At 71.2% G+C, this 18,604-nt stretch carries 22 protein-coding genes; all 22 read right to left on the reverse strand.

Features of this window, described 5'->3' with window-relative positions; translation table 11 throughout:
• Positions 1-19: 19 nt before the first annotated feature.
• The 22 genes from eis to ACGF2Y_RS01860 all read right to left on the reverse strand — a co-directional run bounded on the left by eis (position 20) and on the right by ACGF2Y_RS01860 (position 18,581).
• Positions 20-1,195, reverse strand: coding sequence for an enhanced intracellular survival protein Eis (gene eis, locus ACGF2Y_RS01755; RefSeq protein ID WP_392942282.1), 1,176 nt, complete (start codon positions 1,193-1,195; stop codon positions 20-22).
• A gap of 13 nt (positions 1,196-1,208) precedes the next feature.
• On the reverse strand, positions 1,209-1,736 hold the full coding sequence (locus ACGF2Y_RS01760; RefSeq protein WP_392942285.1) for a MaoC family dehydratase: 528 nt from the start codon (positions 1,734-1,736) through the stop codon (positions 1,209-1,211).
• Entirely contained in the window at positions 1,729-2,610 is an 882-nt protein-coding gene (locus ACGF2Y_RS01765) for an HpcH/HpaI aldolase/citrate lyase family protein (protein WP_392942288.1), read from the reverse strand. The genes ACGF2Y_RS01760 and ACGF2Y_RS01765 overlap by 8 nt, the downstream gene beginning before the upstream one ends.
• A complete protein-coding gene (locus ACGF2Y_RS01770; RefSeq protein ID WP_392942291.1) occupies positions 2,607-2,846 on the reverse strand; it encodes an acyl carrier protein in 240 nt (79 codons plus the stop codon). The genes ACGF2Y_RS01765 and ACGF2Y_RS01770 overlap by 4 nt, the downstream gene beginning before the upstream one ends.
• Positions 2,843-3,859, reverse strand: a complete 1,017-nt coding sequence (locus tag ACGF2Y_RS01775) for a beta-ketoacyl-ACP synthase 3 (RefSeq protein WP_392942294.1) — start codon at positions 3,857-3,859, stop codon at positions 2,843-2,845. Before ACGF2Y_RS01775 ends, ACGF2Y_RS01770 begins: the two co-directional genes overlap by 4 nt.
• The gene (gene dmpG, locus ACGF2Y_RS01780) at positions 3,856-4,875 is read right to left on the reverse strand and encodes a 4-hydroxy-2-oxovalerate aldolase (protein ID WP_392942297.1); all 1,020 of its coding nucleotides are present in this window, start codon (positions 4,873-4,875) and stop codon (positions 3,856-3,858) included. Before dmpG ends, ACGF2Y_RS01775 begins: the two co-directional genes overlap by 4 nt.
• A 6-nt stretch (positions 4,876-4,881) precedes the next feature.
• Positions 4,882-5,799 (reverse strand): acetaldehyde dehydrogenase, encoded by a 918-nt coding sequence (locus ACGF2Y_RS01785; protein ID WP_392942300.1) that lies wholly within the window; start codon positions 5,797-5,799, stop codon positions 4,882-4,884.
• Positions 5,789-6,646, reverse strand: coding sequence for a 2-keto-4-pentenoate hydratase (locus ACGF2Y_RS01790; RefSeq protein ID WP_392942303.1), 858 nt, complete (start codon positions 6,644-6,646; stop codon positions 5,789-5,791). The genes ACGF2Y_RS01785 and ACGF2Y_RS01790 overlap by 11 nt, the downstream gene beginning before the upstream one ends.
• A gap of 173 nt (positions 6,647-6,819) precedes the next feature.
• Positions 6,820-7,401 carry a DUF6624 domain-containing protein gene (locus tag ACGF2Y_RS01795; protein WP_392942306.1) on the reverse strand — a complete coding sequence of 194 codons (582 nt, stop codon included), beginning with the start codon at positions 7,399-7,401 and terminating at the stop codon, positions 6,820-6,822.
• A 277-nt stretch (positions 7,402-7,678) separates the two neighbouring features.
• Positions 7,679-8,200, reverse strand: a complete 522-nt coding sequence (locus tag ACGF2Y_RS01800) for a hypothetical protein (RefSeq protein ID WP_392942309.1) — start codon at positions 8,198-8,200, stop codon at positions 7,679-7,681.
• Positions 8,197-8,862, reverse strand: a complete 666-nt coding sequence (locus ACGF2Y_RS01805; protein WP_392942312.1) for a hypothetical protein — start codon at positions 8,860-8,862, stop codon at positions 8,197-8,199. The genes ACGF2Y_RS01800 and ACGF2Y_RS01805 overlap by 4 nt, the downstream gene beginning before the upstream one ends.
• Positions 8,859-9,359 (reverse strand): AsnC family protein, encoded by a 501-nt coding sequence (locus ACGF2Y_RS01810; RefSeq protein WP_392942315.1) that lies wholly within the window; start codon positions 9,357-9,359, stop codon positions 8,859-8,861. Before ACGF2Y_RS01810 ends, ACGF2Y_RS01805 begins: the two co-directional genes overlap by 4 nt.
• A 25-nt stretch (positions 9,360-9,384) precedes the next feature.
• Positions 9,385-10,680, reverse strand: coding sequence for a cytochrome P450 (locus tag ACGF2Y_RS01815; RefSeq protein ID WP_392942318.1), 1,296 nt, complete (start codon positions 10,678-10,680; stop codon positions 9,385-9,387).
• A gap of 5 nt (positions 10,681-10,685) precedes the next feature.
• Positions 10,686-11,945, reverse strand: coding sequence for a cytochrome P450 (locus tag ACGF2Y_RS01820; RefSeq protein ID WP_392942321.1), 1,260 nt, complete (start codon positions 11,943-11,945; stop codon positions 10,686-10,688).
• Positions 11,942-12,535 (reverse strand): ATP/GTP-binding protein, encoded by a 594-nt coding sequence (locus tag ACGF2Y_RS01825; protein ID WP_392942323.1) that lies wholly within the window; start codon positions 12,533-12,535, stop codon positions 11,942-11,944. The genes ACGF2Y_RS01820 and ACGF2Y_RS01825 overlap by 4 nt, the downstream gene beginning before the upstream one ends.
• Positions 12,513-12,878 (reverse strand): DUF742 domain-containing protein, encoded by a 366-nt coding sequence (locus tag ACGF2Y_RS01830; protein WP_392942326.1) that lies wholly within the window; start codon positions 12,876-12,878, stop codon positions 12,513-12,515. The genes ACGF2Y_RS01825 and ACGF2Y_RS01830 overlap by 23 nt, the downstream gene beginning before the upstream one ends.
• Complete coding sequence (locus ACGF2Y_RS01835; RefSeq protein ID WP_392942329.1) at positions 12,875-13,288, reverse strand: roadblock/LC7 domain-containing protein; 414 nt, start codon at positions 13,286-13,288, stop codon at positions 12,875-12,877. The genes ACGF2Y_RS01830 and ACGF2Y_RS01835 overlap by 4 nt, the downstream gene beginning before the upstream one ends.
• Positions 13,285-14,592: an ATP-binding protein gene (locus ACGF2Y_RS01840; RefSeq protein ID WP_392942332.1), complete on the reverse strand. Its 1,308-nt coding sequence runs from the start codon at positions 14,590-14,592 to the stop codon at positions 13,285-13,287. Before ACGF2Y_RS01840 ends, ACGF2Y_RS01835 begins: the two co-directional genes overlap by 4 nt.
• A 67-nt stretch (positions 14,593-14,659) precedes the next feature.
• Positions 14,660-16,513 carry a glycoside hydrolase family 15 protein gene (locus tag ACGF2Y_RS01845; protein WP_392942335.1) on the reverse strand — a complete coding sequence of 618 codons (1,854 nt, stop codon included), beginning with the start codon at positions 16,511-16,513 and terminating at the stop codon, positions 14,660-14,662.
• The gene (locus ACGF2Y_RS01850; protein ID WP_392942338.1) at positions 16,510-17,301 is read right to left on the reverse strand and encodes an SAM-dependent methyltransferase; all 792 of its coding nucleotides are present in this window, start codon (positions 17,299-17,301) and stop codon (positions 16,510-16,512) included. Before ACGF2Y_RS01850 ends, ACGF2Y_RS01845 begins: the two co-directional genes overlap by 4 nt.
• A gap of 181 nt (positions 17,302-17,482) precedes the next feature.
• The gene (locus ACGF2Y_RS01855) at positions 17,483-18,364 is read right to left on the reverse strand and encodes a Scr1 family TA system antitoxin-like transcriptional regulator (protein WP_392942340.1); all 882 of its coding nucleotides are present in this window, start codon (positions 18,362-18,364) and stop codon (positions 17,483-17,485) included.
• Positions 18,365-18,440: 76 nt separating this feature from the next.
• Entirely contained in the window at positions 18,441-18,581 is a 141-nt protein-coding gene (locus ACGF2Y_RS01860) for a hypothetical protein (protein ID WP_392942342.1), read from the reverse strand.
• Positions 18,582-18,604 lie beyond the last annotated feature (23 nt).

Here is an 18,604-nt window from a genome sequence, read left to right on the forward strand (position 1 = left end):
AGGGCCGTGGTGGACGGGATCAGAAGTACTCGGGCAGCCAGGGCTCGGTCTCGGAAGTGGCGCCCACCAGCCGCGCGACCTCGGCGGGGGCACCGCCCACACCGTCGAGCAGCGCCGATGTGGCGGAGCGGTATCCGCCCGCGTACCAGACGGCGAACTGCTGCTCCGTGAGCGCGAGCTCGCTCCTGGAGCGGGAGGTGCGGGCGAGCTCGCCGCGTCCGCCGCCAATGCACAGGTCGAACACTTGGTCGCCGTCACGGCCGGTGAGGGTAAGCGAGAGGGCGATGTCCAGGTCGCCCGGCCAACCGCGCAATTCCACTGCCTTGGAGGGGTCGAGGACGCGCAGCATCCAGGGATGCCAAGAGGTGGCGGCAGCCACTCCGGCCCGGTGGAGGCGTTGGAGCAGAGGCGCCGGCGGAAGGGAAGTGCGCTGGAACATGACCGTGGGGATCCGGCTGCTGTGCCGACCGAGGAAGCACAGCATTGCGGAGGCGGCGTCCGCGCTGTCGGCCCAGAAGTCGTGGACCACCAAACGCCGGCCATCGACGGGGTGCCGGTCAAAGCCGAGGGTCAGAAGGCCCTCCGGAACGCGCCCCGGCGGGGCGAACTCATAGTGGGTGAGATCGGGGTGGACATCCTGCTGCCAGAGCGACCACCACCGCGGCCGGAGCCACGGCCCGTTCCACCTCGCCGCGAACGCGGACTGCCGCACCCCCGTGTGGCCCTCGGGAAGGTGCGTGACCTTGAACCCGATGTCGGCGAAGCTACGCCCCAGCTGGTCGGAGGGAACCTCCCAGGAGAAGACCGGAGCCGGCGCAGCCCAGCCCATGCGCCGTCCGTAGCCGGTTGACGCGGTCCAGGCGGTGGCCAAGACCGCGCCCTGATCCTGGAGGGGCCGCATCCGCTCGTCGAGCAGAAGCGACCACAGGTGCGCGCCACGCTCTTCCGGAGCGATGCATCCGCCTGCCAGGCATGCGCTCGGGACCGGCTTGCCGCCGAAGTACTGGGGAACGGGCAGGCCCAGACCCCCTCCGACGACCTGGCCGTCGCGCAGGGCGACTCGGATGTCTGCGTGCTCCCGCAGGCGGGAGATGTCGCCGACCGGCTGCCCGTAGCTCCGCCGGGCGAGGAGGTCGTACTCGCGCCAGAGACGGTCGTCGGCCTCTACTACCTCCACGAAGGTGTCCTCCGGCATGCGCTGCTCTCTTTCAGTAGGAGGTGGCGTCGCGGACGGTCGTGGCGTCCGCGGGAACCAGGAACGTGCGGGTGAAGGCGAGGACCTGCTCGTTTCGCTGGTTGAAGGCGGCGGTCCGGCAGGTCACGACACCGTGGTCGGGGCGGCTCTGGGACGGCCGTGCGGCAAGGACCTCGGTCTCGGCACGCAGGGTGTCACCGACGTGGACGGGGTTGGTGAAGCGCACGTCGTCGAGGGCGAGGTTGGCGGAAGTCATGCCGCTCGTGGATCGCACCGTGGCGCCGACCACGATCCCGAGCGTCGTGATGCCGCACACCAGCAGCCGCTCGCGGCCGGTCCGCTCGCAGTATTCGGCGTCGGAGTGGACGGGGGCAGGGTTGCCGGTCAGCGCCAGGACCATGGAGCGGTCCATGTCCGACACCGTTCGTGCCGGCCGATGCTCGATGACTTCGCCGACCGTGAACTCTTCCAGCCCGCGGCCGACGATCTCGCGCACGCGGTTGTCCCCGACGGGCCTGTACCCCTGCGGGATGTTACTCATCGGCTGCCTCCTGGGGAGCGGACGGCTGGAGGGTCCTGGCGGTGCGGGCGAGCAGCGCGCGGGCGGCCGCGACCAGGGGCGGGCCGACCATGTGGCCGCCGGCGCGCGTCATGTCGCCTCGGGCCTGGTCGGCGGCAGCCACGATCGTGCGAGCCGCGGCGATCTCGGCGTCGGTGGGGCTGAACGCCTCGCGGATGACGAGCAGCTGGTCGGGGTGGACAGCGCCCTTGCCTGCGTACCCCAGTTCCCGGGCCTCCTCGGCATCCGCGCGCAGGCCCTCGGTGTCGTCCAGCTCGAAGTACGGCGAGTCGATCGCGGGGATTCCGGCGGCGGCGGCACCGGCTGCCAGGGCGGAGCGCGCCCACAACAGCGCCTTGGCGCTGGTGCGGCACCCGGTGGCGGCCGCGTAGTCGGCCGCGCCGAAGACCACGCCCTGCAGCCTCGGCGTCGCGAGAACGGCGTCGAGCTGGAGGATCGCACGCGGTGTCTCGATCAGGGCCCACATGCTCAGCCTCCGCCGTTCGGCGTCCAGGACCTGGGACACGAGGTCGATGTCGCGGGCGGATTCCACCTTCGGCACGAGCACCACGGCGTCACACACACTGGAGTCGGCGATCGCGGCCAGGTCCTTCAGCCCGTACACCGTGCCCGGCGAGTTGATCCGCAGACCGGTCAGAACACCTTCGGCCTGGCCGCGGCGGGCCGTGAGGTAGGCCAGGGCCGCCTCGCGGGCAGCGTCCTTGGACTCGGCGCGGATGGAGTCCTCCAGGTCGAGCAGTGCGACGTCCGGGCAGGCACGCAGGGCACTGTCGAACCGGCCGGCGCGCGGCGGCGTGATCAGCCACGTACTGGCCGTGGTGAAGGAGGTGGTCATCGCGGTCCCCCGACGTTGTAGTAGTCGTCGACCAGCCGCGTGAGCCCGCCCACGGTCGTCACGGACGCCAGCCGGTCCTCTCCGATCTCTGTCCCGTGACGCTCCGCGAGGAGCATGTTCAGCTCGACGATGGCCAGCGAGTCCACCCCGGCGTCCTCCAGGCTGGCATCGGGCCCCAGGTTGTCCGGGTCGAGCTGCAGGTGATCGACGAAGATTTCCTTAAGGTCCTTGTTCACCGTGCTGCCTCCAAACGGTCAGGGGTGTTCGGGTGGCCGGCCACGCACTCCAGGCGAGGCCAGACGAGAGTGGTGGCCCCCCAGGTCAGTCCCGCGCCGAAGGCGGAAAGCAGAACCCGGTGTCCCTCGCGGAGGGCGCCGTCGGCAGCCGATCGGGCGAGGGTGATGGGGATGGACGCCACGCTGGTGTTGCCGAGCTCCCCGATGCTCTCCAGCACGCGGTGACGTGCGACTCCCAGGCGCTGGGCGACGGCGGCCGTGATCCGGGCGTTCGCCTGGTGAGGGACGAGACGGTCGATGTCTCGTGGACTCCAGCCCGCAGCCGATGCCGCCTGCTCGGAGACCTGCACGAGGCGGGTGATGGCGTGCTGGAAGACCTCTCCGCCCCGCATCCGCATGAACTGCCCGTGCGGGATGACGAGAGCGTCCGCGTGCTGGCCGTCCGCGCCCAGCACGATCGGCCCGAGCGCGCCTGGCTCGTCCGCCCCGCCACTCCGCAAAACGACCGCCGCAGCACCGTCTCCGAACAGCGGCGCCGTCGCAGCGTCGTCCGGGTTGGTCATATGCGACAGGCGATCCGCCGCGATGACCAGCACCCGCTGAGCCGAGCCCGTGCAGATGAACCCCTGCGCGACCTGAAGGGCGTACAGCAGGCCGGTGCACGCGGCGGCAACGTCGAAGGCCGCGACGCCTCTGAGCCCGAGCCGGGCAGCGACGGTGGGGGCGGTAGCAGGCATCAGATGGTCCGGGGTTGCGGTAGCCACAATGACGGCCTCAACAGGCTGATCCCCCGACGATTCCAGCGCTGCAGCCCCAGCACCGACGGCGAGGTCCGACGTCGACGTGCCCGAGCCACAACGGAGCCGGCTGCTGATGCCGGTGCGCTGCGTGATCCAGTCGGCGGACAGCCCGAGGTGCCCCCCGACCTGCTGGTTGGACACGGTGCGGTCAGGCAGGGCGGTACCCAGTCCGCAGAGGACCGCAGGCACGGCGAGGTGAGAACGACGGGTCATGACGCACCCACCAGGGCGCGTACGACGTCGTCGATCAGGTCTTCCTGACCCGCCACGACCTGGCGGCGGCCCAGCTCGGCAAAGACCTCGATGGGGTCGACGCCCGCCGCCACGGCCGCGGACAGAACACGGGGCTTGAATCCCGAGAAGACACCGGCGAGCCCGGACATCAACGCGAGGGAGTCGATCGACGGAGGCATCTCCATGAGCCGGTCGTGTGCCGTGTCCGCAGCGTGCAGCAGGGAGGTCAGGTCAATGCCGGTGGTGTGTCCCATTCGGTGCAGGACGGCGACGAGCACCTCGAGCTGCGTGTTGCCGGCACCCGCTCCGAACCCACGCGCACACGCGTCAATCACGCGGGCGCCAGCTTCGACTGCGGCGACGCTGTTGGCCACGGCCATGGCCAGGTTGTTGTGCCCGTGGAAGATCACCGGCACGTCGCCCACCGCCTCGACGATGCGCTCGACGCGCTCAGTGACATCGGTGGGGAGGTAGTGGCCGGCGGAGTCCATGATGCCGACGGCCTGGGCGCCGTAGGCCGCAGCCCGCCCGCACTCCTCGGCGAGTCTTTGGGGGGTGGTCATGTGGCTCATGAGCAGGACGGCCTGCGCCTCGAGTCCAAGCTCGCGGACGAGACCGAGGTGCCGGGCGGTGACGTTGGCTTCCGTGCAGTGGGCGGCGACGCGCACGATATCGGCTCCGTGCCCCGCAGCGCGGCGGATGTCCCGGCCAGTTCCCCACCCGGGCACCATGAAGACGCCCATTCGGGTGGCGCCCGACAGCGCCTCGCGGACGGTTACGAGCATCTCGTCGTCGCCCAGCCGCGCCTGCCCGATCTGCAGCGATGAGGCGCCCAGACCGTTTCCGTGACCGACCTCGACGACCGGAACACCGGCGCCGCTCGCGGCCGCGGCGTACGAACGGAACTGGTCGGCGCCGAGCTGATGGCGCACCGCGTGCTGCCCGTCCCTCAACGTCGGGTCGTAAATGATCACCTGGGGCTCTTCAGAATCCATGGTCCCTCACGCCCTTCGACTGTTGGCGTAGCCCTCCGCCAACGTCACGGCGGCAGCGTTGATGATCTCGACGTTTCCAGCGAACGCCGGCAGGCAACCCCCGCGGGCCGCAACCGTCACCGTCGCCGTGATCCTGTCCCCCGACACACCCAGAGCCGTGACCTCGTAGCCCGGCGCGAACGCCCGAACGGCGCTGGCAACGGACTCCACGCCGGCGATCAAGGCATCCCTGTTGATCCCGTCAGCGAGGGCAGTGATCTGAGCTCGGAACGCGGGCGCAGGCAAGGCAGGGCTGATGGTGGCCAGCACCTTCGTGGTGGCGGCATCCGTCAGCCGACGCACGGCGTACCCGGTCGTCGCGACGTACTCGTCCAGGTTGTTGCGGGTGGCAGGACCAATGCTGGCAGACGCCACGGTCGTGACCACTTCCACGTAGTTGACGGTGCTGTGCTTGGCCACCACGTTCAGCACGGGCAGGACAGCCTGTCCTCCACAGCTCACCAGACTCAAGTGCCGATGAGTCTCGACGCGGAAGCCGTTCACGGTGGGTGCGACCATCGTGCCGCCGCTGCTCGGGGTGAGATCGATGAGCATGACGTCTGCAGATGCGAGCTCCGCCCAGTGGGCAGGATGAGCCTCCGCGGAACTCGCATCGAAGACGATGTCGACGTGCGCGTCCAGCACCGCCCGGATGCCACTGGTGGAGATTACGCAACCCATCCGGGCCGCCTGCCTCAGCCCGCTGCTACCCTCCCGCCCAGCGACCAGCGGTGTGTCCAGCGAGGCGGATCCGATCAGGCGTCGGGCCAGGTCGATGCCCAGCATCCCGGCACCGAGGACGGCCGTACGCAGCTTGGGAGCCGCGTTCGATTCTTCCCGGGCGGCGGTCGTGCGGGGCGCGAGGCGTGCGAGATCAAGCGGCATGGAGCACCGCCTCCGGGAAGCGCGGTGACGAGACCACCACCGTCTGACCGGGCCGGAGAGAGAGGCTGGCGTGCACGGCGCCGGCCAGGACGACATCTCCGGCTCGCAACCCCGCCCCGAACGTATGCAGCCGACGAGCCAGCCAGAGCAGCGAGCGGACCGGATCACCCAGGACCGCCCGGCCGTACCCGGACGCGGCGACGGCGCCGTCCACGCTGAGCGTCAAGAGCTCGTCTGCCAGGTCCTCGGGCACGCCAGGGGCAGCCCGCCCCAGGACGATCCGCGCGCAGGCTGCGTTGTCCGCAACGCTGTCCGCGAGAGTCAGCCCCTCAATGCCGTAACGGCTGTCGATCACCTCCAGCGCGAGTAGGCACTCTCCCACGGCGTTGCGGATCTCCTCCTCGCCCACGTCTCCGCCGCGCACGTCGGTCGCGAGGCGAAAGGCAATCTCCCCCTCAACTCGCGGTGCCAGGAGGTCGTCGACCGGCAGGTCCTGGCCCTCGGTGACGATCATCCGGTCCAGGAGCAGTCCCGAGTCCGGCTGGTCGATCCCGAACTGCGCCTGCATGGCCGCAGAAGTGAGACCGACCTTGTGCCCGATGACCCGCGCGCCCCGCCGTACACGCTGGGCCGCTCCGACCCACTGCACGAGATAGGCCTCGTCCAGCCCGACGCCGGGGCGCTGGCGGCTCAGGAGCGCGGAAGGGCGCCGATCGAGCTCCGCCTTGTGCAGGCGCAGGGCTTCCTCCTGGGCCCAGTGAGCGCCGTCCAGGTCCGTGGGCGGCAGGTCGAGGCCGCAGGGTTCCAGCAGGGCCCTCAGGATCCGTGAGTCCCGTTTCGCTTCCATGCAGGGTTCTCCACCTTCCAGTTGATCGCGTGTGGGGCGTTGACTGCCGCAATCCCACCGCCTGTCATCGCTGGGAGGCAGGGCTTGCAAGGGGGTCCACAGATTGCGTGGGGGCGTGCGTGTGAACACTCCCGTGTATGCGTTCAGGCTGGTCTTGGGTCCGATTCCATGGGTCACGCTCCACTCCGCTCCGCTGCACCTCTGAGGTCGACGCCCGTTTGCTGGGCGAGCGGGACCAGCCCGATGTCGGCACGCATACGCTCGGCGGCGTCCACGTCCTTGACTGGGTAGGGGCGCAGGGTTAGCGGGTTGACTTTGGTGCCGTAGGTCTGCGGAATCGAGAGCGCCACGTCGCAGGTGTCGGCGACGTACGCGTAGAGAATCTCTGGGAGCTCTCCGCTGTCGAGGGCCAGCTTCATTAGGTCGCGACAGTGGATCTGCAGACCTGGGTCTTCGCAGGCCAGCAGGATGCGTACGGCGTCGGTGGCCGCCTGGGTGCCGACCAGCCCAGGCGTCGGCCAGCCATGGACGCCGACGAGTTCCCGGAGCTGTTCGGCATTGGTCCGCCGGATCTCGCGCAGCTGGACTCTCAGGTGGGCTGAGGGGATCCGGCAGGCGGTTGCGTGAGCGTTCCTCTCCGCGAGTCCCATGGCCTGCAACAGCGCGCCGGCTTTGCCGAGATCGGCTGACGTCGCCGGCGCCGGCGTGCGCCCGATGGTACTGGGCGGCTCGGCGTCTGCGGGGGTGACGGTCATGGTGGCGCTCCAGGTAGTAGGGAAGGCGGACCCGGTAAAGCAGGGCGATCGGGGCGTGCGGTCGTACAGCTGCCTGCTCATCACCCGCTACCGCCCATCGGCGCCCTGGTGGAGCGGGTGCGCCTCTCCAGGTGAGGCCAGCAAGAGGTAGGCGTCAGGGTCTGCCGGGCGGTCGGGCTGCCGTTCAGTGCCGCCAAGTTGGTGGTGTTGGGGGCCGCCGTCACAGTGCGCCTCCAGTGGCCTGGGGTAGTGGGGAGAGGGTGGTCGGGGGCATCACTCAGATCTCGGTCTCACTGCGTACGAGGTGCAGTGCGGCGCTGCGAGCGGCGTACAGGGCGAGCTGTGCCTCGTAGAGGCGGCCGACGCGAGTCACCGCGGTCTGGCTGATGGTGACCAGCCCACCTACGGGGGAGGACGGGTCGCCCATGAGGTGCAGGGTGCGGGCGTATCCGCGCCGCAGCTCCGGGGAGTCGGCGCAGGCCTGGTCGCCGACGCCCAGGAAGTCCACGATCCGGTCCACCACGAGCAGACGGTGCGCGTCGGCGTAGCCCTGGGCGGCGGCGAGGTCGGCGTGCGGGTCGCCGCCCGGCCCGGTCAGCGTGTACAGCACCACGGGCAGGGCCTCACGGGAGCGCGCGAGGGCGGCCCGGTTGATGCCGTCCCGCCAGATGGCGAGCGTGCGGGAATCCTTCAGCGGCGGGGGCGCGGCCGTGGCCGGGCGAAGTGCCCGTGCCCGCGGGGGCAGGACGCGGCCCGGGGGCGGCACGAGTCCGGCCCGGGGCCGGGTGAGGGTACTCATCGCCTGTTGTCCTCCTCGGGCCCGCGTCGCGTCGCGGCGGGGACTGTGCAGCGGATGAGCGCGGCCAGGCCGGGCGAGGGCGCGGCGGCCAGCCGAATCCGGGCGACCTGGTGGCCGTCTGGGTTGCGCCCGGACCCGAGGACCTCCCAACCGAGGTCGCGCAGATGCCGCAGGAGCCGGCCTTCGGTTCCTCCGGATGCGGTACTCCGATCCGGGGCCTCGGCGTACACGCAGTCGATGCCGGTGCGGGCCGCGTAGTCGGCGAGCCAGAGCGTCATCAGCCATCCGGCACGGTCGGTGCGGCCGGGGGCGGTGTGGGCCAGGGAGGCCTTCAGGGTCGGAGCCGGGTCGTCGACGCCCCACGTCCGCAGGTCCGGCTGCCGGTGCAGGAGGAGGCAGCCGACGAGGACTTCGTCCCCGCCGTCTTCCTCGTACAGGCCAACCGGCTCCGCGCGGTGGTCGCGGAAGGCTGTGATGTGAAGGGCTGGCGCGTCGTGGCCGCGTCGGCTGAGCCACAGGTTGCGGTCCTGGACGAGAGCGGTGGCCGCTTCGCGGTCGGCGGCCGTCACGATCGGCCGCGTCTCGTACATCCACATTGCCCGGCCGTCGCGGTCGTCCTGGGTGCTCACGGGGGCGGTGGCGCCGGAGGTGATGGAGTTCATCGCACTGCTCCGGCGGGGTCGACCAAGGTGTGCTCAGCGACGACGCCGTCGTCGCTGAGGATGTTCCAGGCGTGGCCCAAGCCGACGAGGTGGACCGGGTTGTCCGCGCATGCCTTGGCCACGAGGGCGTCGATCTCGGCTCGTACGTCGCTGCCCGGGACACCGATGGCACGGCCGATGTCCTCGTTTCGGGAGTGCTCGGCGAGCGCCTGGAGGAGTTGGAGGTCCCGCGTGGTGAGGTCCGGGCAGGGCCGCTGGCATGCCGGCGGCGGAACTTCGCGGGCGGTGAGCAGGGCGTGAACGAGGACCGGTCGGGAGCATCCGCGACGGCCGAGGGCGTTGCGCGTCGTCCGGAGGTGGCTGGCCACTCCTTCCGCGGACAGGTGTATCTGGGCGCCGATCGACTCGTTGGTCCCGCCGTAGATGAGAGGGGCGACTGCACGCCTCTGGGCGTCGGTCAGGAGCGTGGTCGTGGGCGGGGTGTCGGTGGTGGTCATCTCGAGTTCCTGGTTGGTCACGTGGTCAGGCGGCGGCCGGGTTGGAGGGCTTCGTGGGCGCGGAGGGCGGGCCGAGGCGGACGGGCAGGGAGACGTGGCCGTTGGAGATGAAGCTGGGCAGCGGCACGAGGTCTTCGGCGGGGACGGTGAGCTGGAGGTTGGGGAAGCGGGTGAGGAGCGCGTGGAGGGCGATGCGGATTTCGATGCGGGCGAGTTCGGCGCCGAGGCAGAAGTGGGGGCCGTGGCCGAAGGCGAGGTGGTCGCGGGCGGTGGTGCGGCCGGCGTCGAACTCGTCGGCGTCCGGGCCGTGTGTATTGGGGTCGCGGCCGGCGGCGGCGTAGTTGATGACGAGGGCGTCGCCGCGGGCGAAGGTGACGCCGGTGGCCTCGTCGAAGACGTCGGCCACGGCGAATCGCATGATGATGGTGGCGATCGGGGCCTGGTGGCGGAGGACTTCCTCGGTGAGCTGGTCCCAGGCGACTTCGCCGTCCAGGACGCGGGCGAGCTGGTCGTGGTGGGTCAGCAGGTTGACGGTGCCGTGGTCGAGGGCGTTGACGGTCGTCTCGTGGCCGGCGCCGATGAGGAGGACCAGGCTGTCGCGGAGCTCGGTGTCGCTGATGTCCCCGGCCTGGTGGGCGGCGATGAGACCGGAGGTGACGTCGTCGCCCGGCTTCGTCTTCTTCTGCTCGATCAGCTGGTCGATCAGCTCGTACACGCGGGCCTGCGCCGCATCGGCCTCCTCGGGCGCCAGGTCGGTGGCGAACAACTGGCCGACTGCGTCGCGGAAGTCGTCGTGGAGGTCCTCGCCGACGCCGAGGATCGCGCCGGCGACCAGGAGCGGCAGCCGCCAGGCGAACCGGGCCCGCAAGTCCACGACTTCGTCGGCCCCGGCGCTCTGGAGTTCGTCGAGGAGGGCGTGGACGAGCCTTTCGATCTGTGGGACGAGGGCGCGGACCCGGCGGGAGCTGAACGCGGCGGCCAGCGGGCGGCGCAGGCGCCGGTGCTCCTGGCCGTACGCGGACAGCGCGTTGCGGACGTCGACCCAGATCCGCAGCGGCCAGTCGGCCGGGAGCTGTCCGCTGGTGTAGGCGGGCCAGTGCTGTGCGGCGTCCTTGGAGATGTCGGGGTGGGTGAGCAGGCGGCGTATGAGGCCCGGGTCGGTGATCGACCAGGCGGGGATGTCGCCGGGGAGCAGGACGCGGGTGGCTGGTCCGCGCTCGCGCAGGGTGGCGGCTTCGCTCTGGATGTCGGAACCGGCCGGGTCGAGGCGGTAGGGGCATCCGGCCGCAGGAGCCTGGGTGTTGGGGGTACTCGTGGGCATGGTGGTCACCTTCCGGTGTGGGCGGGCTGGAAGTGGACGGGCAGGGACGCGGGTCCGGCAAGGAAGGTGCCGGGCAGTTCGGTCACCTTGTCGGCGGGGATGGCGAGGGTGAGGGCGGGCAGGCGGTCGAGGAGGTGCTCGATGGCCGCTTCGGAGATGACGCGGGCCAGCCCGGGGGCGGGGCAGCCGTGGGCACCGGCCGAGAACGCGATGTGCGCCCGGTTGCCGGCGCGGTCGTCGTAGTCGACGGTCACGGCCGGGTCGGAATTGGCCGCGGCGAAGGAGATGACGATCGGGTAGCCGGGCTCGACCGGAACGCCCTCGACGTGCTGGCGGCCCCGCGCGTACAGAGGGGAGTAGTTGGAGACCGGCGGTTCGCTCCAGAGGACCTCTTCGAGGGCGGCGGCCACCGGGGTGACGCCGGTGTGCACGCTGCCGGCGAACCGCTCGTCGCTGAGGAGGCGCTGGATGCCGCGGCCGATGTGCTTGGCGGTCGGCGGGGCGGCGGCGCCGAAGAGGAGCAGCAGGGTCTGCACCATTTCGGCGTCGCTGAGTCCGGCCTGGATGAGGTATGTGACGATGTCCCGGCCGGGCTGGGCCCGCTTGAGGAGGACCAGTTCCAGGCAGGCGGCTTCAAGTGCGGCGTTCGCCTGGCCGGCGTCCGGGCCGGCGGCGAACAGTCTGGTGACGAGCTGGATGATCCGCTGGCCGTGGTCGGGCGTGGACCCGAACAGGTCGATGACGGTGAGCATCGGCAGCGGGTCGGCGTACTGGGCGATGAGGTCGGCCTGTCCGGCGGCGCAGAACGCGTCGATCAGCATGTCGGCGACGCGGGCGACGGTGTCGGCCAGCGCGTAGGTGTCGATGCGGGCGAGCGCGCCGGTGATGGCGCCGCGCAGCCGGGCGTGTTCCGGCCCGTCCTTCCACAGGGCATTGTCCCTGGGCATCATCATCTGCAGCGCGGGGCTGTCCGGCGGGATCCGCCTGCTGTTCAGGGCCTCCCAGTGGTCGGTGGGGTCCTTGGCGAACAGGGAGGGCGTGTTGCGTAGCAGGTACACGCAGGCCTCGTAGGTGACGGCGAGGTAGCCGTACACGCCTGGGGAGATCTCGACGGGCACGACGGGGCCCTGCTCGCGGAGGCGGCGGTAGGTGGCCTGGGGGTCGGCGTCGAAGGCCGGGCCGTAGATCGGCAGCGGCCTCTGGGGCGGCGGCGGGGTGTGGCCGCGCACGGGGCACTGCGCGGAGGCATGGGGGCGGGCGGTCATCGGGCGGGCTCCGAGTTCAGCGTGACGAGGTGGCGGACGAGGACGATCAGTGCGTCGCGGGTGCTGTCCCGGTCCCGGGCGTCGCAGGTGACCAGGGGGGTCGTGTCGTCGAGCGCCATCACCTCGCGCAGCCGGGCCTCGGGGTGGACGGGGGCGCCGTCGAAGGCGTTGACGGCCACCGCGTACGGGAGACGGAGCTGCTCGACGCGCTCGAGAATGGGGTAGGTCTCGTCCAGGCGCCGGGTGTCGGTCAGGACGAGCGCGCCGAGCGCGCCGCGCGCCAGGTCGGTGAGGATGTTGAAGAAGCGGGGCTGGCCGGGCGCGCCGAAGAGGTAGAGGACGAGGTCTTCGGCGAGGTGGAGACGACCGAAGTCCATCGCCACGGTCGTGGCGGTCTTGGCCGGCAGGTCGGTGTAGTCGAGGTCCGCGCCGGCGCTCGTCATGACCTCTTCGGTGCTGACGGGCGGGATCTGGGACAGACCGTGGACCAGGGTCGTCTTGCCCGCGGCGAAGTGTCCGGCGACCAGGATCTTCGCGGTGCGCTCGTCACCGCGCAGTATCGGCGGTTCACAGTCGGTGAAGCCCGGCAAGGACGTCCTCCAGCATCTTGAGGTCGGGGGCGGCGGTGTGGGTGATGCGCTGCTGGGTGGTGATGTGACCGCTTTCCATGAGGTCGGAGAGCAGGATCCGCATCACGCTCACCGGCAGGCGCAGGAGGGCTGCGAGTTCGACGACCGACTGGGAGGTCCGTGCCAGCGCGTCGAGGATGGCGAGCTGCTCGGGGTTGAGCGGGGCACGGTTGAGGCGCCCGGAGGACGCAGACAGGGTGATCAGGGTGATGTGGTCGAAGTGGTTGCGGCTGGGCTGCGCCCGGCCGCCGGTGACCACGTAGGACCGCACCAGCCGGTCGTCGCCGTGCCCCGTCGGGCTCATCCCAGCTCGTCCTGCTGCTGGCGCGGGCCGGCCGCAAGGGCGTGCCCCAGGCGCTCGACGACCTTGGCCATCCGGTCCGAGAAGGCCAGGACGTCCACGTCGATCGTCGCGGAGGCCACCAGGTAGGAGGTGGTGCTGGCGGCGACGAGGAAGAGGTAGCCGCCGTCGTACTGGATCATCGTCTGATGCCAGGTGACGGCGTCGCCGCCGACGAACTGGGCGGCGTTGCGGCTGAGCGACTGAATCCCGGAGCCGGTCGCTGAGATCTTGTCGGCCAGATCAGCGGTGACCTCGGGGGATGCGGCCATGCGCATCCCGTCGGCCGAGAGCAGCACGGCGTGGCGGGCGGCGGGGAATTCGACGAGCTCGTCGAGGATCCACGACAGGTCGGGGAGGGCGGACTGGTTCACGGGTTCGGCTCCTCGTTGGGGGTCGGGACGGGGGCGGATCGTGTGCCCTGGATAAACGCGGCCAGGGCGCGGCCGGCGAGCGGAGGCGGGGGCGCGGCAGTCGGCGCGGCCGGGGTGGGCTCCCACGTTGGCGGCGGGGCGGCGTGGCGGCGGCGCAGGGGCAGGCCGTCGGCGCCTACCTCGTAGCGCTGCTGCTCGCCGGACGGCCCGGCGGCGGGCGCCGGATGAGGTGCGGCCGGCCGCTGCGCGGGTTCGGGTTGCGGGGCGGGCGCCGGGACGAGCATGGTGCGGGGCACCTGCACCACGGCCCGGGCGCCGCCGTGACGGGAGTGGTCGAGGTCGAGGCTGACGCGGAAGCCGTACTTGGCCGCCAGTACACCGACGCCGAGGAGCCCGAAGGCCGCTGGATTGCCCAGGCTCGTGAACTGGACCGGCACGGCGCCGGACACACGCCGCCGCGCCTCGTGAAGGACCTCCGGGGTCATCCCGGGCCCGGCGTCGTGGATCTCGATGCTCACCGCGTTGTGGGCCTCCATAACCGACACCTCGACCGGGGTCTTGGGAGAGCTGGACCGGGCGGCGTTGTCCATGAGCTCGGCCAGCATCAGCACGAGCGGCTCCACGAACCGGCCGGCGACATGGAACGGCACGGCGGCCGGGACGCGGACGCGACGGTAGTCACGGATCCGGGAGACGCCGCCGCGCAACGCATCGAGCATCGGGACGTCGTCGCGCAGGCGGCCGGGCCACGTGCCGGTCAGCACTCCGATGATCTGCAGCCGCCGGGCCATCTGGCTCGCGGCGTGGTCGATCGGCTGCACCAACTCCAGCGTCTTGGGGTCGTGCTCGGCATCCAGCAGCTTGGTGATCGCGGCCTGGAGCTCGTAGCCCAGGGGCTGGAGCGACTTCGTGGTCGCCTGCGCCGCCACTCGCGCCGCTCCCTCGGAACGTGCGGCCGCCTCGGACAGCGCCGTGGCCACCTGCTCCAGCACCGCCTGGAATGCCCTGTCGGTGTCGGTGCCGGCCAGCGACTGGTGCAGCACCGCACCGTACGCGGCGGCCGGGTTCCCGGTCCCCTGTTGCAGTGCGTAGACCAGCGCGGGGAGCCGGGAGTGCACCAGGTGCATGGCCTCCTCGTCGCGCGCCGCCGCCGCCTGCTCGGCCTTCTTGGCACGGCGGTTGGCCGCGCCGGCGTCCTTGCGGTGGCGTGCGGCGGATCTGGCGAAGTACACCGCCGTCCCGCCCGCGACAGCGGCGGCGCCGCCTGGCAGCGCCAGCAGCGCAACGTCCTGTATCAGAGTCATCGGATCCTCACGGAGACGGCGGTCGTGTTCCTCAGGTGGGAGAGATCGGGCGAGGTGGGTTCGGCGTTCACGGGGCCGTCACCAGCTCGGCCGGGCGGCTCAGCTCCGCCAGGAGCATGGAACTGTCGGCAAGTCCGCACAGGGAGAAGGCCTGCGGGAAGTTCCCGAGCTGGCGCATGGCCACGGGGTCGTACTCCTCGGCCAGCAGGCCCAGATCCGTACGCAGATCCCGCAGCCGCTCCAGCAGTGCCGCCGCCTCGGCCGGGCGCCCGGTCAAGGCCAGGGCGTCGGCGAACCAGAACGAGCAGAGCATGAAGGCGCCTTCGTCGCCGGGCAGGCCGTCCACTCCCCGGTGCCGGCCGTCGGTGGGGTAGCGGTGGACCAGGCCGTCGTGCTCCAGCGCCTGGCGGACCGCGTCGACCGTGCCGACCACCCGCGGATCGTCCGCCGGCAGGAATCCGCTGCGGGGGAGCAGCAGGAGCGAGGCGTCCAGCTCCTGGGAGCCGTAGGACTGGGTGAAGGTGTTGCGGGCCGCGTCGAAGCCGCGCGTGCACACGTCCTGGTGGATCTCCTCGCGCAGCGCGGCCAGGGCGTCCCGGTCGGTGTCGAGCACACCGGCGTCGACCAGGCGCAGAGCCCGGTCGACTGCCACCCAGCACATGACCTTGGAGTGGGTGAAATGCCGTCGGCCGCCGCGGACTTCCCAGATGCCGTCGTCGGGCTTGCTCCAGTTGCGGCGGACGTAGTCGACGAGCGCGAGGATCAGGGCCTTGGTGCTTACGCAAAGCTCGATCCCGCTCTGATGGGCCAGGTACAGCGTGTCGATGACCTCGCCCGGTACGTCGAGCTGGAGCTGGTCGACCGCTCCGTTGCCGATGCGGACCGGCCGGGAGCCCTCGTAGCCGGGCAGATGCGTGAGCTCCAGCTCGGGCAGGTCGCGGCCGCCGTCGACCCGGTACATGATCTGCAGGTTGTGCGGGTCCCCGCCGAGCGTGCGCAGCAGCCAGCGCTGCCACGCGACCGCTTCGTCGCGGTAACCGGCGCGCAGCAGCGTGGCCACGGTCATCGCGGAGTCCCGCAGCCAGCAGGCCCGGTAGTCCCAGTTCCGGACGCCGCCGATCTCCTCGGGCAGGGACGTGGTGGGGGCGGCGACGATGCCCCCGCTGGAATGGGTCAGGGCCTTGAGCGTGATCAGGGACCGCAGGACCACATCGCGGTCCGGACCCTGGTAGGTCATCTGGCCTGCCCACGCCGTCCAGAAGTCGCTGGTCCTCCGCAGCGCCGCGTCGGCGTCGGGCACCTCCGGAGCCGGCAGATGGGAGGCCCCCGCACTCAAGGCGAAGACGACCCATCCGCCTTCAGATACCTCGAAGTGGTGGTGGACAGCGCTGTCCTTCTCCCGGCCCGGTACGGACGTGTCGAGCCACACCGCGTCCGGCCCGGACACCGCGGCCGTCCGCCCGTCCTCGTCGTAGATCCACGGCGCGAGCTGCCCGTAGCCGAACCGTGGGGCGAGCGTCGAGGCCATCTCCACCGTGCCGGTGACGCCCTCGACGATCCGGATCAGCTGCGGGCCGTGCCCGTCACGGGGTGGCATGAAGTCGAGCACGCGAACCGTGCCGGTCTCGGTGTCCCACTCGGACTCGACGATGAGACTGTCGCCCCGGTAACGGCGCCGGTCCGCGTACGGCGCCGACACGCTGGCGTCTACGGCGGGGCCTATCCGCCAGAACCCGTGCTCGTCCGTGCCGAGCAGGCCGGCGAATGCGGCGGCCGAGTCGAAGCGCGGCAGGCACAGCCAGTCGACGCTGCCGTCCCGGCAGACCAGAGCAGCGGTCTCCAGGTCTCCGATGAGGCCGTAGTCCTCGATGAGCGGCCCACGAACGGCCGAGGTGAGGGCGAGGGGCGGCGGGGTGGTCATGAGGTGCGGTCTCCAGGCGAGGCGATGATGGCGTAGGCGTGCGAGGGGTCGAAGCGCGAGTGCAGGTGCGTGGGACGACGCCAGGAAGCAGTGGTCACCGGCCCACCCGCCTCCAACGGCGCCCAGGAGGCGAGCAGGTCGCGTACCTGCTGCCCCGAGCGGGGCCGGAAGCCGATGCCCACCCCTTCGTAGAGGTCGGCGAGGGCGGCCATCGCCTCGGGCGCCGTGTCCGTGGTGGCGTGAGTGACGGACAGCACGGAACCGGACGGCAGCCAAGACTTCAGCGCAGCCAGGACGGTGTGCGCCGGTTCGTCGCCGAGCCACGGCAGGACGGCGTGCAGCAGCACCCCGATCGGACGGCCGCGGTCGAGCCGCGCGACCGGTCCGGCAGCCAGAAGGGCCGGCATGTCCGCGAGATCCGCCCGCAGTGACACCGTGCCGTGCCGCTCGGCCAGGACCATCCGCGCGTGGGCCTCCACCCCGGGGTCGGAGTCGACGTACACCATGCGGCGCACCTCGTCGGGCACATCGCGGTTGTCGCCGTGCGGCAGGCCGCATCCCAGGTCGATGACCTGGTCGATGCTGTACTCCCGGGTGAGGCAGTCGAGGACGCGGGGGCCGTGTGCGCGGTTGACGCGCACGCTGCCTGGCAGCCACGGCGCCGCCGCGACCAGGTCGCGAGCGAACTCCCGGTCCGCGAGGTAGTTGTCGGTGCCGCCGTCGAGATGGTCCTGCACCCGAGCGACGGTCGGTCTTGCGAAGTAGCCGTCGGGAAACCTGGAGGTCATGCGCCCACCCCCACATGCGCACGGCCCTGCTCAGCCCCCGGGACGTTGTGGCCCGCACTGCCGGAACGGCGGTCCCGGACGCGGCGGGCAAAGGCCGCCTCATCAAGGGCGAGCAGCCTGCTCATGGGCCCCTGCGGCGGTGTGGCACCTAGCAGTACGGCGAGCAACCGGACGATGGCGGTCATGAGGCGGTCCTCCGCTCCATGCCCTCAGCCGCGCTCACGAGCGCCTCGTACGTCGCGTCACGGCTCCACGCGGCGCCGACGCCCTCGTGCAGGCCGGCGCTGATGACCCGGGCGGCGCCCGAGCCGGTCTCATAGCTGGGGAACAGGCCGACCGTCACCACCATGCGATGCCCGTGGAGGATCACCTCTGCGGCCGCACCCACCGTGTGGATGAACAGCACCTCGTCCAGCGGCAGGATGCGGATGGTCAGGCCCTGCCCGTCAGAGCTCTCCCGGCTCACGAGATCGGCCAGATGCCGCAGCTGGCCAGCCATCGTCGCGGGGTGAGTGCCGCGTCCCCGGGTCAGTACGGTCTCGTCGAGCAGCACGGTCCGCCGCTGCCGCTCGGCCGACGGCACGTGGTGCACCCACGCCGGCAGCCCGAGCACCGGTTCATCAGGGTCGACACACACGCCCGGGTCCAGCACGACCCGCTGGTATGCCTGGGTGCGCAGACCGGCAGGCACCAACCGGCAGTAATGGACGACCTCGCTCGCCAAGCGCATCACAGCGATATGACGGGCCGTCGCCTCGTCGCAGGCTACGTCCACCCAGCGGTCGTGCGGGGCGCGCCGGCCCTCACCCCGCTCCGCGTGCTCCCTGCGGTCGTAGCCCTGCGGCGGCAGACTCCCCACCAGGAAGCTCGCATGGTCGTCTGCTACACCGTAGAGCCGCAGCAGCGTGCCGAGCGCGTCCGGCCGGATGGGGGACTCAGCCCGCTCCCACCGGCTGACGGCCGCCGCGGATACCCCGACGGAGCGGGCCGCGTCCTCCAGCCTGATGCCCCGCGCCTCGCGCAGACACCGCAGGTAGAGGCCCGCCACGATCCGGGCAGGCATCTGCGGCACCTCGGTCGGTAGCGACGGAACAGAGTGAAGCATCGCGAATCGTCCTTGCGTGGGTGGTAGGGCGGAGTCAGAACAGGTCGTTCGGCGGGGACGGCTTACGACCGTCCGCCGGCGGCGGCCTCCGAGCGGTCCATCGGGGGCCGAGGAGCACCAGGACGGCCATGCCCAGCACGATCAGGACGGTGATGACCAGTCCGGTGGCGGTCACCACTGCCTCGGGATGGATCCGGC

This window comes from Streptomyces sp. NPDC048142, from assembly GCF_043202835.1.
Classification (GTDB): domain Bacteria; phylum Actinomycetota; class Actinomycetes; order Streptomycetales; family Streptomycetaceae; genus Streptomyces.

Excerpts from the sequence above, each read along its gene's own strand:
- ACGF2Y_RS01785 (WP_392942300.1), bottom strand. The coding sequence starts at position 5,799 with ATGCCGCTTGATCTCGCACGCCTCGCGCCCCGCACGACCGCCGCCCGG.
- ACGF2Y_RS01805 (WP_392942312.1), bottom strand. The coding sequence starts at position 8,862 with ATGAACTCCATCACCTCCGGCGCCACCGCCCCCGTGAGCACCCAGGAC.
- ACGF2Y_RS01760 (WP_392942285.1), bottom strand. The coding sequence starts at position 1,736 with ATGAGTAACATCCCGCAGGGGTACAGGCCCGTCGGGGACAACCGCGTG.
- eis (WP_392942282.1), bottom strand. The coding sequence starts at position 1,195 with ATGCCGGAGGACACCTTCGTGGAGGTAGTAGAGGCCGACGACCGTCTC.
- ACGF2Y_RS01800 (WP_392942309.1), bottom strand. The coding sequence starts at position 8,200 with ATGAGTACCCTCACCCGGCCCCGGGCCGGACTCGTGCCGCCCCCGGGC.
- ACGF2Y_RS01790 (WP_392942303.1), bottom strand. The coding sequence starts at position 6,646 with ATGGAAGCGAAACGGGACTCACGGATCCTGAGGGCCCTGCTGGAACCC.
- ACGF2Y_RS01845 (WP_392942335.1), bottom strand. The coding sequence starts at position 16,513 with ATGACCACCCCGCCGCCCCTCGCCCTCACCTCGGCCGTTCGTGGGCCG.
- dmpG (WP_392942297.1), bottom strand. The coding sequence starts at position 4,875 with ATGGATTCTGAAGAGCCCCAGGTGATCATTTACGACCCGACGTTGAGG.
- ACGF2Y_RS01840 (WP_392942332.1), bottom strand. The coding sequence starts at position 14,592 with ATGACTCTGATACAGGACGTTGCGCTGCTGGCGCTGCCAGGCGGCGCC.
- ACGF2Y_RS01855 (WP_392942340.1), bottom strand. The coding sequence starts at position 18,364 with ATGCCTGCCCGGATCGTGGCGGGCCTCTACCTGCGGTGTCTGCGCGAG.
- ACGF2Y_RS01775 (WP_392942294.1), bottom strand. The coding sequence starts at position 3,859 with ATGACCCGTCGTTCTCACCTCGCCGTGCCTGCGGTCCTCTGCGGACTG.
- ACGF2Y_RS01810 (WP_392942315.1), bottom strand. The coding sequence starts at position 9,359 with ATGACCACCACCGACACCCCGCCCACGACCACGCTCCTGACCGACGCC.
- ACGF2Y_RS01815 (WP_392942318.1), bottom strand. The coding sequence starts at position 10,680 with ATGCCCACGAGTACCCCCAACACCCAGGCTCCTGCGGCCGGATGCCCC.
- ACGF2Y_RS01765 (WP_392942288.1), bottom strand. The coding sequence starts at position 2,610 with ATGACCACCTCCTTCACCACGGCCAGTACGTGGCTGATCACGCCGCCG.
- ACGF2Y_RS01795 (WP_392942306.1), bottom strand. The coding sequence starts at position 7,401 with ATGACCGTCACCCCCGCAGACGCCGAGCCGCCCAGTACCATCGGGCGC.
- ACGF2Y_RS01830 (WP_392942326.1), bottom strand. The coding sequence starts at position 12,878 with ATGAGCCCGACGGGGCACGGCGACGACCGGCTGGTGCGGTCCTACGTG.
- ACGF2Y_RS01850 (WP_392942338.1), bottom strand. The coding sequence starts at position 17,301 with ATGACCTCCAGGTTTCCCGACGGCTACTTCGCAAGACCGACCGTCGCT.
- ACGF2Y_RS01820 (WP_392942321.1), bottom strand. The coding sequence starts at position 11,945 with ATGACCGCCCGCCCCCATGCCTCCGCGCAGTGCCCCGTGCGCGGCCAC.